The organism is Allokutzneria sp. NRRL B-24872 (assembly GCF_002155965.1).
In the GTDB taxonomy this organism is placed as follows: Bacteria; Actinomycetota; Actinomycetes; order Mycobacteriales; family Pseudonocardiaceae; genus Allokutzneria.
Genome location: NZ_MUMH01000137.1, coordinates 28,781 through 45,807 on the forward strand (window position 1 = coordinate 28,781; position 17,027 = coordinate 45,807).

At 71.1% G+C, this 17,027-nt stretch carries 1 pseudogene (cut by both window edges); it reads right to left on the reverse strand.

Annotated elements, in window-relative coordinates:
* A pseudogene (locus CCN37_RS30705) lies at window positions 1–17,027 on the reverse strand (hypothetical protein) (its annotated part extends past both window edges: 28,780 nt to the left, 32,814 nt to the right); the annotation flags it as partial.

Here is a 17,027-nt window from a genome sequence, read left to right on the forward strand (position 1 = left end):
TCGAACTCCGCCCACCGCCTGGTGCCCGGCTCGATCCGCGTGATCTTGCCACCCTCGGCGAAGAACTGGTCGGTGCGGAAGGCGATGAAGTCCATCACCTCGGCAGGGACGGTCTCGCCCGTGCGCGCGGGGACGTCCTCGGCCGACGGTGCGCGGACCTCGCCGGGGGTGATGTGCTCGGTGATCCGCCAGGAGTCCGAGGCCGACCAGATCGAGTCGAACGCCTCCGGGCCGCGCTGCACGGACTTCCGGTCCACCCGGCGGCCGATCGCCTTGTGGACGTGGTTGTCCTCGAACGCGACGCTGACGACGGCCGTGCTCCGCTGCGCGGCGTACTTGGCCAGCTCCACCTCGGCGGCGACCGCCGCGGTGTTGACGCTCGCGTCCGGTCCGAACCCGGCGGTCAGCGCCGTCTCGATCTCGACCTCGATGAAGCCGTTGTCGGTCTCGGTGATCGCGATGGTGGCCTGCACGACGCCGTCCACGTGCGCCACGACGACCTTCTGGCCGTGGTTGAGCGAGTCCCACATCGACGGGGGCAGCCCCGTCGACCTTGTCGACTCGGGCGCCTGCTCGCGGAACTCGTCCAGACGCGCGTCATCGGCGGCGTCGATGATCTCGACCTTGCCGCCCATCGCCCGGAAGGCGTTGGCGTGGAAGGACAAGAACGCCAGCGCCGCGTCCGGAACGCCGTCGCCGGTGTTCGGCGGGACCGGGTTCGGGTTCGGGTCCGGTCCGTCATCGCCCGGCGATCCCCAGCCGCGGCCGTCGAGGCGTTCCCGCACCCCGGCGGCCAGCTGCGCCGCGTCCTGCGCGGTCCACCGGGAGTTGACGAGGTGCCCGCGGTTCTCCTCGAAGAAGGCCTCGGCGCCCTCCTCCGAACGCAGCTTCGTGACCTGGGCGTGGAGCTGCCGGTCGAGCACGATCGCGTCGTGCCCGACGCGGCGGCCGATCGTCCGGTGGTAGGTCTCGTCGTCAGTGTTGTCGTAGGTGCTCAGCACGGGCAGGCCGCGCCGCTGTGCGAGACCGGCGAGGACGTACTGCAAGGCGGTACCGGCACCGGTGGCCTGGCGCGGGGGACTCCCGAGCGTGCGCGATGCCAAGCCCGCGCTGCTGACCTGGATCCCCAGCGCCGCCTGGAAGCCGTTCGCATCGCGGGCGATGATGATGAAGTCGTGTTCGCTCGCGTCCGCGTTCAGCGCCAGCGCTTGGCGCTCGAACTCCGCGTGCTGAGCGCCGCCGCGCTCGACGACGGTGATCCGGCCGTGGTTGGCGAGGAACTGCTCGGTCTGATCCGCGACGAAATCCATCGCTCCTTCGGGAACGCCCTGACCGGTGTTGGGCGGGACGGGCGTGGCGGGTGGCTCGGCGCCGTAGCGCAGGAAGCGGAGCACCAACTGCTTGCCCGCCCGGAGCCGTGCCTGCACGGCGTCCACCAGGCGGTTGCCCGGGTCCTCGCCGCGGGCCCTCGCCAGCGCGACGCGGGCCGCCTCGTCGGCCTTGGCCGGGGTGTCGTCGGAGAGGCGGTGCTGCTGGAGCTGCTGTGCGTAGGTCAGCGCCTGAGCGAGGGCGGCGACCAGGCTCTCCTCGCTGGCGAACGCGCCAGGTGCCAGCCAGATCTCCCGTCCGTACTGGTTCTCCGGCGCCGCGAACAGCGTCTCGCCGCGCTCCAACGCCGCCAGCTTCCAGCCGCCGTCGACGACCACGACGTCGACCGGTCCCAGCAACGCGGTCAACCCAACCCTGGCCGCGACGTCGTGGACGGTCACGAGTTTCGCCGCCCGCTCCCGCCGCCGTTGCGTCGTGTCGGCGTCGGCGGCGTTCTCCGGGGAGCGCCAGTCACGGCCGCCCAGTCGGTCGTACACCCCGTCGGTGATCTCCAGCGCGTCCTGCGCGCTCCACGCCGAGTTGTGCCTGCTGTCGCCGGAGAGGTTGAAGGCGCCCCGGTCGATGCGGCGACCGACGGCCAGGTGGTACGGCTCGACGCGAGCGTCCTCGTAGCTGCTGAGCACGGTGGCGCGCCGCTCTTGGGCGACGTCGGCGAGTGCGTACATCAGCGCGGTGCCCGCACCGGCCGCTCCGTTGTAGGCGTTGCCGATGCGGTGCTCGACGATGGTGTTCCCGCTGACCGCGTCCTCGTTGACCGAGAAGGTGATCACCGCTTGCAGGCCGTTGTCGTCGTGGGCGACGAGCGCGAAGTCCGGCTTGCCGAGGAAGGGCGCGAGCACGTTGTCGGCGCTGCCCTCGGCGTACATCGGCGTGCCGCTCCCGCTCTCGCTGAGAGCACGCGCCTGGAGCTCGAACTTCGCCCACTGCGCGCTGCCCCGCTCGACCAGTGAGATCTCGCCGTTCGCGCCGAAGAACCGCGCTGCCTGCCTGGCGATGACGTCCATCGCCTGCCGAGGCACACCCTGACCGGTGTTCGGCGGGGTCTGTGCCCCGCTGTGGAGCAGGTAGCCGTCGACGTGGGGCCGCTCGGGGCGGTACGGCGACTGCTCCTCTGGTTCCAGGCCCGCCCTCTCGAGCGCCGCGGCGGCCTCTGCCTGGGCGTTGCTCTCCAGCAGGTCGACATCGGTGTTGCCGGGGGTGAGCTTGGCGTGCAGCTGCTTGGTGTGTGCCAGCTCGTGCGTCACCACCTCGACGGCCTTGCTCCAGGAGGTGAAGGCCCAGGGAGCGAAGAGCACCGCGTCGCCACCCATGCCCACGGGCGTCGCGCCGGGAGCGCCCTCGCGCCGCAGGAAAGACACCTCGCTCGGCGTGAGCTTGGAGTAGCGGACGTCCTTCACCCTCGCCAGCTCGGCCTCCGCGCCACCCAGCCTGGCGGCTTCCGCGATGGTCTCGTAGGTGATCGGCAGGCCGCCCGCGGTGACGTCGACGCCCCACGCGCGACCGGTGATGGCCCCGGTCTCGCTGATCTCCTTGGCCCGCTCGACCAGCCACGCCTTCGCGCTCTCGTCGCTGAGACCGAGGGTCATCAGATTGGCGTGGCTCAGACCCCTGACCGCGGCGACGATCCTCGGGTCCAGTTCGTGGCCGGTCCTGGCCAGGTCGAGCCAGAGACCGACGAGCTCCGAGCGGTCCGGGTCGAACTTGGGCCGGTTCTCGTTGTCCGTGGGGACCGAGTGTCCGCCCCGCTCGAGCACCAGCGCGCCGTTCACGGACTTCAGCACACCGTTCGACAGCGCACCCGCGAGGTACTGGAGAACCGCTCCGCGCTGGATGTTCCACATCGAGAAGGTCTTGCCGATCTCGTCCGGCTCGACGACGGTGCCGGTCTCGATCAGCTGGACGTAGCCGGAAGTGTTTTCCCTGCTCCACCTGACGGTGACCGGAACCAGATCCGGCCAGCCGAGCTGATCGGCGAGCTCGCTGACCAAGCGCATCCGGAGGGCCGAGCTGTCGCTGGCTTCCTCCCCGCCGTACTCGGGCACGTAGAGCGCCTTGCGGCCATCGGGCAAGGTGACGATCTGGTCGTCGCCGACGCGCTCGACGGAGGTGTCGGGGTGGGCGAGCAGCACGCCGAGTTCCAGGCGCTGCTCCGCGATGTCCTTGGTCGACCGCGCGCGCTGGCCGTCGGCGGTCGGGGTGGGCTTCGGCTCCTGGGCGATCTGTTCCATCCGCGCCCGCACCGCGTCGGCGAGGAAGCGGGCGTCCTGCGGCCTGATCACCGAGTCGACGTCAGGGGCCACCGCGAACGGCTGAGCCAAGTTGCCCATCTGGCGGCCCATCGCGGCGTTCCGCTGAGTGGCGTTCCTGCCATCCGAGCTACCCGCGATCTCCTGATTCGTGGTGCTCGCGTGCTGCACCAGTGTCAGCTCGACCGCACCGGCGAAGCCCTTGGCGGGATTGGCGATGCTCTTCAGCGGCCCGGTGTGGAAGAGGCCGGACCACGTGTTCAGCTGCGCGACCGCGTGAAGTTCGCCGTTCACGTGCGCCACGACGAGCCCGTGTCCCAGCGGGTCGCCCATCACCGGCATCGGGTCGGGGCGGACTCCCAGCGCGGCGGCCTGGCTGACGAGGTCCTGCCAGCGGTGGTGCCCCTTGTAGATGATCTCGACGGTGCCGCCGTGCTCCTCGGTGAACGTGTACCGCTCGCGGGCGATCACCTCCACGGCCGACGGCGGTACACCGCGGCCCACGTTGCCCTGGGGCTGAGCCTGGGCAGGTGCGTTCTGCTGGCGGGGGTCGATCACGACGACGTTGTTGCGCACCGCGATGTTGCGGAGTTCGTGCTGTGTCGCGGTTTCCGCGGGTGCCAGTCCTCTGCCGACAGTTCCCGACGCCTGGAACACAAGTCCCTGCGGCGTCCGCATCGCCACCGTCGCCGCGTGCAGCTCGTTGTTCACCGTAGCCACGACGACGGAGACGGAGCCCAGCTGCCTCTGCTGGGCCGCGCGTGCCAGTTCTTGGTCGATCTGTTGCGCGCCCTTGTGACCGCTCCTGGCCGAGGACTTGATGTCCTGCTCCAGCTTGGCCCACTCCGGGGTGTTGGGCCGGACCTCGAAGGTCTTCCCACCAGCCCGGCGAAAGCCCATGACCTGCTCGACCGCGGAGTTCCTCGCTTGCGCGTGGGCGGGTCCGTGCTGGTGCCCGTGTCCGCCGCCGTGGAACAGGAAGCGCTGCTCCTCCACGTCCCGCTCCGGCCCGCGTTCGGGCATCTCGACCACTGTCTCGGGCCTGCCGTGGAAGCGGTCGAGCGCTGCCCGCGCCTCGCCCTCGGCGTGCTCTTCCAGCAGATCGACGGGGGTGTTGCTCGGGCGCAGCCCAGCGCGCAGCTGCTCGACGTGGCCCTTCACCTCGTGCGCGATGACCTCGGTGGCGGCGGCGTCGTCGAGGTCGAACAGATCCGGCGAGAACCAGACCTCGGTGCCGCCCTTGTCGACCGGAGTGGCACCGAGCTCCCGCTCCCGCCGCATCCAGGCGACGGTGGGGGCGTCGTCGATCGGGACGACGGTGACGCCCTCCATCACCTCGGCGAGCCCGACCCGGGCCGCGAGTTCGTGGACCCGGCGCACCCGCGCCTCGCGCGTGGCCTCCCGCTCGGCGTCGGTCTGCTCGGTGGGGCTCTCCCACTCCCGGCCGCCGATGCGGTCCCGCACGCCGGTCACGACCTGCTCGACGTCACCCGTCGTCCACACGGAGTGCGTCTGGTTCTCGACACGGCGGCCGATCACCTGGTGGTAGGCCTGGTCCTCCGCCGAGTACCCGCTGAGCACACCGAGGCCGTCGCGGTGCGCGAGCTCGGCCAACGCGTACTGCACGGCCGTTCCCGCGCCGGGCGCGCCACGGTAGGCGTCGCCCAGCGCCTGCACGACGAGGTTCTCCGGCCCCCGCTGGACGCTCAGCGCGCCCTGGATGCCGTCGGCGTTGTGAGCGACGATCACGTAGTCGTGCGGTGTGCGGAAGGACTCCAGCACGCCGTCCCGGCCTGCCGTGATCCGCGCGTGCGTTCCGGGGTCGCTCTGGGTGAGCGCCAGCGCTTGCCGCTCGAACTCGGCCCACTGCGGGGTCCCGCGCTCGACGACGGTGATCCGGCCGCCGTCGCCGAGGAAGCGCTCGGTGTGGAAGGACATGAAGTCCACCGCCTCGCTCGGCACGTCCTCGCCCGCGTGCGGCGGGACGACGGCGGGCGGGAGAGGCGCGGTGCCGGGCTCCGCCAGCGCCGGGAGGGCCTCCAACCGCCCCCGGACCCCGTCGGTGATCGCCCGCGCGTCCTCCGCCGACCAGAACGAGTTGAGGTCCTCGGTGGTGGAGCGCGCCTCGGTCCGGTCGAGACGACGGCCGATGGCGTTGTGGAACGGCCGCGAGGCTTCGTCGGCGACGCTGGCCACCGACACGCCCAGGCCCGCGACGTGCTCGGCGATCGCGAGCTCGACGGCGACCGCCGCCCCGCGCACACCGGAGTCGTGAGAGCTGCCGAGGGAGAGGATCTCGACGCGGCCGTCGGACTCGTCGATCCTCGCGGCGGCGTGCAGTTCGCCGCCGACGTGCGCGACGAAGATCGTCTCACCGTGCTGGAGCGCGTCCTTGAGGTACTCGCGCCCCTTCTTCTCCTGTTGGGTCCCCGTGGTGACCGAGGCCAGCCCGGCGGCCTGCTCGAAGAACTCGAACCACGAGTCGTCGGCGATCCCGCTCGCGGGCCCCCTGACGACGGTGACCTCACCGCCGAGCTCGCTGAAGGCCCTGCTGTGGAAGGCCATGAGGTCCATAGCCGCCGCCGGGACGCCCTGCCCGGTGTTGGGCGGGACGTCGCCGACCGAGGGCCGGAAGGAGCCGGTCGAGACCAGCCGCGCCCACACGCCGTCGGTGATCGCCTTCGCGTCCTCCGCCGACCAGATCGAGTTGAACGGCTCCTCTTCGCCGGGGCGCTCGATCTCGATGTCGAGCCTGCGCCCGAAACCGTTGTGCAGCACGTGGACGTCGGAGCTGACGTCGGTGACGCCGAAGACCGGCATGCCCTCCGACGCGGCGAGGCCGGCCAGCGCGTGCTCCACGGCCACGGCGCCGCCGCGAACGCCGGTGTGCGCGCTGCCGAGCGTGACCACGCTCAGGTAGTCGTCGCGGTGCCTGAGGCTGACGGCGGCCTGGATGCGCCCGTCGACGTGGGCGACGATGAAGGTGTCGCCCATCGTGACCGCTTCCAGCAGGTAGCGCCTGCCGAGCGTGACCTCGTCCTCGTCCTTGCCGTCCTCCTGCCGCGCGATCCCCTCCGCTTGGTAGCGGAAGCCGACCAGGTCCGCGTCGCCCTCGCGCAGCACTGAGATCGTGCCGCCTTGAGCGCGGAACTCGTTGGTGTAGAAGGCGATGACGTCCAGCGCAGCCGCCGGGACGCCCTGCCCGGTGTTGGGCGGGACATCGGCGACCGACGGCCTCGTCAGCTGACGAGTGCCCTGCCCGGCGATGAAGCCCATCGCCTCGCCGGGAACGCCGTCGCCGACGTTCGGCGGGACCTCGGCGCCGCTGTGGAACATGTACTTGGCGTTCTGGTGAGCGGGGTCCGGGGGCTCCTGGCCGATCGTCGGGAACCACACCCGGGCGCGGGGCTCGTCCTCCGGGACCTCACCGCGTTCCTTGCGCGCCGCGAGCTCCAGGGCGGCATCGGCCACGTCGTGCGCGTGCCGCTCCAGGAGGGCCAGGGAGGTGTTGCCCGGGGTGATGCCCTGCCGCAACTGCTCGGCGTGCGCCAGCTCGTGCGCCAGCACCTTCATGAGGGTGCGCTCGTCGGCGAAGGCCGAAGGCGCGAGGATGATCTCCAGGCCGTGCTTGTCGACGGGCGTGGCGCCGTCCGCGCGCTCGCGCCGGATGTGGGCCAGCTCCTCCGGGTCGAGCATCGACATGCGCACGTTCACCCGGGCCAGCTCTGCGCTCATCCCGATCTTCGCCGCGACCTTCGCGACGGTCTCCTGGGAGATCTCCAGGCCGGTCGAGGTGAGGTCCACGCCCCACTCGCGGCCGGTGATGGCCCTGGTCTCGCTGATCTCCTTGGCCCGCTCGATCAGCCAGCCCTTGGCGTCCCTGTCGCCGAGGCCGAGGAGGGCCTGCAGGTTCTTGCCGTGCAGACGGGTGACCGAGCTGACGATGTCCGGGTCCAGCTTGTGGCCGGTCTTGGCGAGGTCGAGCCAGAGCCCCAGGAACGGCAGGCGGTCGAAGGCCTTCTCGGCGTCGAAGGACGTGGAGTCGCGAACACCGGTTCCCGGGAGCGAGGACGAGTTGCCGTGCAGCACCGGGGAGCCGTTCACGGAGATGACGTCGCCGGCATCGCGGTACATCACGCCGGCGACGTACTCCAGGACGGCGACCCGCATGATGTCGCGCACCGAGAAGTGCAGGCCGATCTCGTCCCGCGTGATGACGGTGCCGGACTCGATCAGCTGGACGGCGCCGGAACCGGGCACACCGGTGGTGAGGGCGACCAGGTCCGGGGTGCCGAGTTCCTCGGCGAGCCTGGAGACGTCGAGCATCCGCATGGCGGCGCTGTCGGTGTTGTCCTCCCCGCCCCGCACGGCCTGGTGGACGGCCTGCCGGTTCTGCGGGAGGTCGATGACGCCGGGCTTGATCCCCGCTTCGGCGACCTGCCGACCGAGTTCCAGGCGCTGGTTGGCGAGGTCCTCGGCCGACCGCGCGCGGTGGACCTCGCCGGAGCGAGCCTCCGCCTCCGACCGTGCCGCCTCCGCCTTGAGCACGGCCATCCGCGCTTCCACCGACCACACGATGACGCCCGCGTCCGACGGCATGATCATGGAGTCGGCTTCCAGCGACAGGTCGCGGTGGCCGCCGTCCATCCGGCGCCCCATCTCCAGGCTCGCCCGAGATGCTTCCGGGCTGCCCGAGACACCCACGATCCGCCACGGATCGGTGTTCTCGTCCTGCGGCAGGCTCGCGAACCGCGCCAGCTCCAGCTCGATCGCGCCCGCGACGGTCTGAGCGACGCCGGGAGCAGTTACGAGCGGCCTGGCCAGGTAGAAACCGGCCCACGTCTCCAGCTGCACGACCGCGCGGACGTTGCCGTTGACGTGAGCCACGACGAGACCGTCCCCGCGCGTGCCGCCCAGTCCCGCCGAGGTCCTGGGGTGGACGTCCAACGCCTTGGCCTGGGCCTCGAACCGATCCCAGTAGGGGTGGCCGGGGTAGACGACGTCAACCTTGCCACTGCCCTGCCCCTGCTCGCTGAACTCGTGCGCCTCGCGGGCGATCTTCTCCACCGCCGACGGCGGCACACCTCGACCCACGTTGGCCGGGCTGGGAGCGGGGGCCTGGACCGGGGCGCTCAGCCGCGCCTGGACGCCCTGCACGAGCTGAGCGGCGTCACCGCTGGTCCAGACGGAGTCGTGCAGCGGCAGCCCGGGGAAGCCGCGGTAGCGCTGCTCCAGCGCGCGCTGCGGGCCGACCTGGCGCAGCAGGTGCTGGAAGGGCGCGTCGAAGGCGTGGGCGTGCGGGCCGAGCCGACGGCCGAGGTCGCTGTGGAAGGTGTCGTGCCGGGCCAGTGGACCACGCGTGCCGCTGTGGTCGAACACGACGCGGCCGCTGGTCATCGAGATCTTGGCGAGGTGGTGGTGGGTGGCGGTTTCCGCGGCCTCCCGCCGCGGGCCGAGGGATCCCGAAACCTGGACCGCGAGCCCGCCGTTGACCGCCGACGGCGTCTTGGCGGTCAGCGTCACCAAGGTCACCGCGTGCGTCCTGCCGTTCACCTTCGCGATCAGGGCGACCGTGTGGGGCAGTTGCCGGGCGTCCAGGCGTGCCAGGACCTGGTTGATCCGCTGAGCGTTCGGGTCGCCGTCCTGATCCGCCCTCTGGAGGTCCCGCACCATCGCGGACCACGCCGGGTCGTTGTGCCGGGCCTCCCGGATCTCGCCGGGGAACTGCCGGAGGTGATCGGCGACGAAGTGCACCGCTGTCGCGGGCACTCCGTTGCCCACGTTGGGCTGGAACGGCGCACTGTGGTGGTGGCCACCGTGGAACAGGAGCTCGATGCTGTCATCGAATTCGGTCTGGTCGCCCTCGCCCTCCGTGGGTTCGGTGACCTGGTCGGTGAGGTTGCCGGGTTCTCCGCGCGCCTGGCGGAGCGCGGCATCGGCGTAGCTGCGGGCGTAGCGCACCAGCACGCTCCTGGCGGTGTTGCCGGGCGTGATCCCCTTGCGGAGGTGGTTGGCGTGGGCCAGCTGCTGCGTCAGCACCTCGACCAGGGTGGCCATGTCGGCGAAGGCCGACGGTGCAAGCCAGATCGCGGTCCCGCGCTTCTCAACCGGGATGGCGCCGCGGGGGCCGTTCTCGGCGAACCAGGCGAGGGTCGCCTCGTCGTGTTCCAGGACCAGGTCGGTGATCCTGGCCAGGTCGCCGTCGACGCCCGCGAGGAGCGCGGCCCGCAGGACGGTCTCGGCGGTCCTGGGCAGCTCCACGCCCTGCTGAGCCGCGGTGAGGTGCTGCTCAGCGCGCCCGCGGCGAATCCCGTGGTTGTCCTTGCCGGAGACAGGGCCCCGCGACGCCTGACCGGTGATCTTGCCGAACTGCTGCATCTCCCACAGGCGGATGAGCGCGGCGTCGATCTCGTGGCGGTCGAGCCCGGTCTCCGCCAGCACCTCGCCGAGGACGACGGGGTCGATCGCGCGCAGCTCGGCGAGGACCTCGGGGGCGAAAGCGGTGCCGAAGTGCTCGTTGATGAAGTCCGACCCGATGGCCAGCTCCGTCGGGTGACCGGCGAACTTCCCGGGGAGGGAGTCCCCGTCGTCGGTGAGCACCAGGCTCCCGTCCGGCCGCGTCCGGTGCGTGGAGTACTCGCTGCGCTTGCCGAGCAGGTACTGCGCCGCCGCGACCCGCTGCCGATCAAGGACGTAGTAGGCCTTGGGAGCCAGGGGATCGCGCAGGCTGGGGTCGAACTCCACCACCACGCCAGACCCGATCTGTGCCAGGCCGTCGAAGCGCGTCGTCGCCAGGCCGAGGTGCGACCACTTCGCCACGACGAGCGTGCGCCACATCGCCTGCAGGCGGTTGGTCTTGTCGGCGGCCCGTTCCGGGTGGCGACCGCGGGGTTCATCGGCGATGAAGCTGCCGATCGGGTTCTTGGCGGGCCCGAGCAGGGGCGGGCCGATCGTCGGCCGAGGCCGGGTGCCGATCCTGCCTGCCTCCTGGGTGGTCAGGCGGCGCGCCATGTCGATCTCGCGCTGGTGCAGGCCCGCGGCGGGCACGTTCGCCAGCGCGGGGGGAACGGACCCCGCCGCGGGCAGGGGCGCCGGCTGGAGGCGGCTGGCCGTGGTGCCGTCGGACCAGTAGACCTCGACACCCTCGCCGAGGATGCTGCGGTGTTCGACCATCTCCTTGATCCGTTTGACGACCCCGGCGGTCTCCTGCTCGGTCAAGCCGTACGCGCGTAGCCGCGCCGCGAGGCTGTCCGGCGTCACGGCCCTCAGCCTGGCCAGCACGTCCTCGCGGAAGACGGTGCGCTGTTCGACCACGGATGCCACGAAGTCGGACTTGACGACCGGCTTGTTCAGCCGCCCGCGGCTCTCGTTGTCCGGCGGGAACGAGCGGTGGAAGCCGGACAGGCGCGGTTCGCCAGAGGGCCCGGTCTCCGAGGAAGCGCCCTCCGCGTTGTACCCGACCGCGTAGTGCACGGCCGCGGCCAGCTGCTGGTGGAACTCCGAGTAGCTCGTGACGTCCGCGTGCCCCGGCGTCGTGCCGGACATCGTGCGGCGCACCGCGCCCGGGCCCTCCGGGCTGTTCCAGAACACCGCCTCATCCACGATGCTGGTCGCGCCGAGCGCCTCGGCGGTGTACGCCGCGGACACGATGCGACGCGCCGCGCCGCGCGTGTCGCTGCCGACCTTCGAGCGCACCGGGGTGAAAACGCCGATCTCTCCGAAACGCCCCGTGACGCGGTAGAGGGATGTGGTGACGCTTGTGGAATTCGAGGCGACCGTCACGCCGTCGGCCGCGAGTGCGTCGCGGAGCGTGGGCCGGGCGGGAGGCGCTGTGTCCGCCGATCGCGGTCGCGTTTCGGTCGTGGAGTCAGCTCGGGTCCTGTCGGCGCTGGCCTCCTGGGCTGTGGTGAGCAGCGTTCGCGCTGCCTCGGTGAGGTGCTCGGCGAGCCGCAGCCCGGTCGGCAGTTCCTCGCCGGTGCGCCGGGCCAGCGCGAGGAAGTCCCGCGCCAGCGCTGCGGAGGGCTGCTCGGCCCACTGCGCGGCCATGGTGTTGAGCACCGCGATCCGGCCCGCGGTGTCCGCGTCGAGAAGAGAGCCGGTGATGCCCCGAGACAGGACCCGGGGCGTGTTCGCCTGCCCCGCGTCGGTGATCTCATGCGCCAGCTTGCCGAGCTGGAAGGCGTACTCCCGGGTGGCCCGTGCCAGGTCGGTGCCCTTGCTGACCTTGATCAGCACATGAGTGTGACCTTCGCGCTGCGAGGAGGACAGCGCGCCGTCATGCCCGAGGAAGCGGGAGGGCTGCTCCACGTCCAGGCGCAGTTGGGTGGAGCCGATGAGGATCTGGATCGGCTGTCCCGGCACGTGCGGGCCGTGCCGCAGTCCCGACACCGCACCCGACGCGGCGAGCGTGTCGAGCACCGTGACGAGATCACGCGTGTCGAACGCCCGCTGCGAGGAAGAAGAACGGAACACCCCGTCCCACGCCTCGGCCCGCGGCAGAGCGGCCTCGGGCCTGCCACCGGTGGCGGCAGGGGGAACCTCGTACCCGAGCGTGATCAGCACCGACCTGGCTCGGGCGGAGAGAACTCCCTCGCGGACGAGCCGGGCCAGCTCGGCGGGTGTGACCTGCTCCTGCACTCGCGACAGCCCGTACCGGAAGTTCCTGAGCAGACTGGCGCCGACGGGCCCGCCGTCCGCGCCGAACTCCAGGCCCAGCGCGTGGATCCCGTTGGCCGCCGCGTTCATCGACTGGATCGGGGAGTTGACGACAGCGGGGTTGGGGGTGCGCGGGTCCTGGTTCACCGGCTGTGGGAGCTGGGCCTCTCGGCGGTGCCAGAACTCGACCATGCCCAGCCGCTCCGCGAGCGTGGTGACCGCCTCGACGACGGTGCTGGCCCTGCCGATGCCCACCAGGGCGACGGTCGAGCCGGACGCGCTGGTTCGCACGTCCAGGTAGCCCAGGCGGCTGTCGGTGAGCGCAATGGCGACGTCGACCGTGCGACCGGTGGACTCGAAGGTGACCCGTGGCCCGCCGTCGGCGTTCGGCTCGACCGAGACGCCGGGCAGCGGGCCCATCAGCGTCAGCAGCGCGCCGAGGTCGCCGACCTCCATGACGCTGCCGCTCGCGGCGAGAACCTCGTCGGCGCGGTGCGCCGGACGGGTCGCCTCGGTCAGCTCGTGAGCGTCATCCCGACCTGGGGCGGCGTCTCCGACCGCTCGACCAGCACCGTCGTCCGACCCTCTTCCCGTGCCCTTGGCGTCGGGAACTCCACGCCGAGCACCTGCCACTGGGTGTCCGTCTCCGGATCCCGCAACATCAGGTCGTCCGTCATGGTCCCGGCGGTCAGATACCCCGAAACCAGCAAGCCCGCCCTTCGCGGGAGGTCGTCCACGTAGGCCACCTGGAACTGCACCGTCACTGTCGTCTCCTTCAACGAGATGTCCGTCTGTGGTCGCTGCCGGGGCGGTCGTCTCCGGCTCCGGCTCGCGCTCCGAAGTCTGCCCTGTCTCCCCGGCTTCCCCAGTGGAGGCGGCCTGCTCCGGCGTGGTGTCCGGGCGCTGGTCCGGGTCACCGGGCGTGCTCCCGTCCGGCGTGCCGTCGCCGCCGGGACGAGCGCTGTTCGCCTCTCCCGTCAGCCTGCCGCTGCGCTGGACGATCTCCAGCACGGTGAGCGCGGCCTCGATCCGGTCGGCGTCCATGCCGATCGCGGCGAGGTCGGCCCGCAGTTGGTCGGCGGTGACCGCGCGGATGTTCGCCAACAGGTCGGCGTGCAGCTGCCGGGTCGGGTCGGCGAGCTCCTCCTGGACGACCGCACCCGCGAAGGGCGAGCGGTGTGGGCTGGTGCGGATGTTCTCCTCGGAGTACGCGCGGTCGGAGACGCCGGGGAACGAGGCGCCGAAGTCGACCGGGCGCGGCACCAGCTCGCCGGTCACCTCGTCCACAGTGGTGACGTAGTTGTTCGGGTGCTGGTCGTCGTTGCCCGTCAACCAGTCCAGGAATGCCAGGGCGTCGCGGTGGTACGCGCCGTAGACGGAGGGATCCGGGCTACCTGGCATGGTGTCGTCGAGCCACAGCCGGATGACACCTGGCCGATAGTCGTCGTCGCCCTGCCAGTAGACGGTCGGCGGGACCAGACCGAGCTTGAACCGGTGGTCGACCGCGTAGGCGCCGACCTCGTTGATGCCCTGCTGGTCGACCTGGTCGTCGTCCAGGTAGTCCGGCTTCGGCTTGTGGATGACCTCGACGTCGTTGCCCAGCGTCAGCTTCTGGCTCTCGTTGAGCGAGAAGTTGAGATCGTCGCCGAAGCTGTCGGTGTTGACGTCCGCGAGGTCCTCGGCGGACATCAGGGAGTTGGTGACGACGTTCTCCGCCGCCACGACGCCCTGCTTGAGGCCGTACCGGAGCACGTGGGTCGGGTCGTCCGCGCCAGAGGCGGCGGCGTGGTAGGCATCGGCGCCGTAGAACAGCAGCGGGACCGGGCCTTCGGCCAGCGGCATGCCCGCGTAGGTGCTCTTCTCCGGGAAGGCCGGGGGAGTGCCGCCTTCCGTCAGTTCGTGCAGGCGGGCAATGGCCGCGTTCTCGTGCGCGTCGGCGTCGCCCTCCAGGACCGACGTCGGCGTGTTGCCGGGAGTGATGCCCGCCTGCAGCATCTTCGCGTGCCGCGTCTCGTGCGTGACGACGCGCGTCAGCGTCTCGAGGTCGCGGAAGGCCGACGGGGCCAGGAAGACGACCCTGCCCTTCTCGTATTCCTTCTCCTTGCCGTTCTCGTCCTTGAGCGTGACCTTCTCGGTCGGCGTGGCGCCGTGGGCGCCCTCGCGCTCCCACGAGTCCAGCGTCGCCTGGTCGGTGACGACCACGTACTTGACGTCGGAGCGGTCGATGCCGACCAGGTCCGCAGCCCACTCCGCCGCCGCGGCGGTCATCGGCAGCTCCGCCTTGACCGTGTTCGCGGAGGCGTCCAGGGGCAGCGGGGGCCGCTCCGGGAGCGCCTGGTTCGGGTAGCGGGCCTGGACCAGCTGGTCGAGGTCCTCGAAGGACCACTTCGCGGGCAGGCCTGCTGGGTCGAGCTCGAACTCCTCGAGCACCTGGGACAGCGTGAGGTCCGGGGTGCTCAGCTGCTTGCGCAGGAGCTTCACGGTCATCGGCGAGAGCCGCCCGGTCTGCTGGGCGATCTCCAGGTAGGCCTCGGTCAGCTGCGCGTTCGCCTTGCCGAAGCCCTCCGCGTAGGCCAGCGAGTACAGGATGCGGTCCGGCGACATCACCTTGGAGTCGCGGGACAGGATGTAGTTGTTCAGCTCACCGCGCTGGTACGCCCCGCGCGCGTGCCACTCCGAGGCACCGACGTTGAGCCCGGTGGAGACGATGCCGCTGCCCACCTGGATGGCGGTCTTGGTCAGCTCGACACCGCTACCGGCGGCCTGGCTGGCGATCCGGCCGAGGAGGCTGGGCAGGTTGCCCGTTCCGGCGTCCTGGAGCAGGAACGCGCCCCGGCTGGGCACGCCCGTCGCGCCGTGGTGGTAGATCGCCACCCACGTCTCGATCAACGGCAGCAGAGCGTTCGCGTCGCTGCCCATGGCCAGTGCGTGCGTGTCGGTGCCGTTGGGCACCAGCAGGCTGTTCGGCTCGCCCGGCACCGGCGGCAGCAGCCGCAGGTTCATGAAGCGCGGGTGCTTGCCCCTGAACTTCGCGCCGAGGTTCTTCCAGCCGGGCTTGGCGGTCATGTCGACCCACAGCTGGTACTGGCCCCTGCCGATCCGCCGGATGTTGCCCAGGTGCGGGATCTCGCCGACGGTGCCCGCGTCGATCAGCGCGTCGAAGTCGTCGATGATCTGCTCGGGATCCCTGTCGTACTGCTTGAGCCGCTCGGTGAGCGGGCGCAGCCGCTCCGCGAGGTCGTCGTCGGAGATCGTGCCGACCAGGTCGGTGATCGCCTTGCTGGTCTGGCGCAGCCGGTTGGAGCCGTGCCGCACCCAGTCGTCCATCGCCCGGGGTGTCACGTCCTCCTTGCTCACCCCGGTGCGCAGCGTCCCCGCGGCCTGTTCCATGAGGCGGCGCGCCCTCATGACCACGGTGATGCTCTCACCGACGGCCGCGACCGAGTCTGCGAGCGACTGGCTCATCGAGGCGATGCTGGCCGCGGCGGCGGTCTCGGCGGCGACCTCGGCCTCGGCGGGGGACATGCCGTCCGCGAGCGCCTTCTCCCGTGCGGAGTCGGCTTCCGAGCTGCTCATCACACCGCTCACGACGGCGTTGAGCACGCCGCGGCCCAGCGTCCGGATACCGGCGTTCCACGCGAGCTGGCGCTTCTCCCGGGGGTGGACCAACCGTTCCGTCACCATGATTTCGCCCAGGTGCTCGGACAGCCACACCTTGGCCTCGTCGAGGGTGAGCCGGGTACCGTCCTCGGTCCACTCGGTCGGCAGCAACATCGCGAACTCGCGGATGTCCTTGCCCTTTTCCGCCGCGGGGCCCTTGTCCGAGCCGGTCCGGACGTCCGCGTGCGTGGTGAACGGGCTGAACGGGCCGAGCAGGTGTGCGGATTCCGAGAGCCCGATCTTGATCAGCGCGGGCATCTTCGGGTTGCGCAGCTCGGGCTTGCTCTCGATGACCACGACGGGTCGGAACTCGTCGATCTCGTTCAGCTCGATCCGGACGCTCTGCACCCGGTCCAGGCCCTCGGCCTCGGCCTTGAGGTGCTTGGCCGCAGCCATCATCATCGCGGCGTGCCTGACGGCGCCCTCGCGCTCGGCGTCGGGCACGTGCGTGAGCGCCTCGGCCAGGGCCTGCTCCGTAGGCGTGACGGGCTTGGGGGGCTTGTCGCCGTCGAAGGAGACGGTGAGGGTCGGGCGGTAGTCCCTGGTCTCGTCCAGGTCGATCCGGACCCCCGCGGCGTCTGGCTGGGCTCGCAGTTCTTCGGCGATCTTCCTGGCCGCCACCAGCATCTCGCCGAGCGGATCGTCGGAGACCGCCTGGCCCGTCGAGCGGGGCGGCAGCTGCGACTCGACCTCCGCGCGCAGCCCGTCGGTGACCCGCGTGCTCGCGCCGATCAGACCGAGCGCGTTGTTCGCGTGCTTGGTCATGTCGTCGGTGCTGACCAGTTCCTGCCCGGCCTGGCGTTCGCGGCTGGAGTGGGTGTAGAGCGCGAACGCGGACTGGCGGTGCCGGGCGTTCATGTACGCCTGCAACGCCGAGCCCGCGCGGATGCCCGCGCTGGCGATCAGCGCGGGTGCGAACAGGGGCATCGTGCTCGTGAGCAGGGCGAAGCCCAGGGTGAGCCCCGGATCCAGCGGGTAGTTCCAGAACAGGAGGAACTTTTCCTTGAAGTACTTCTTCATCGCGGGCTGCAGCATCACCCGGGACGCGGCACCCGAGAGCGTGCCGATCTTCGCCGC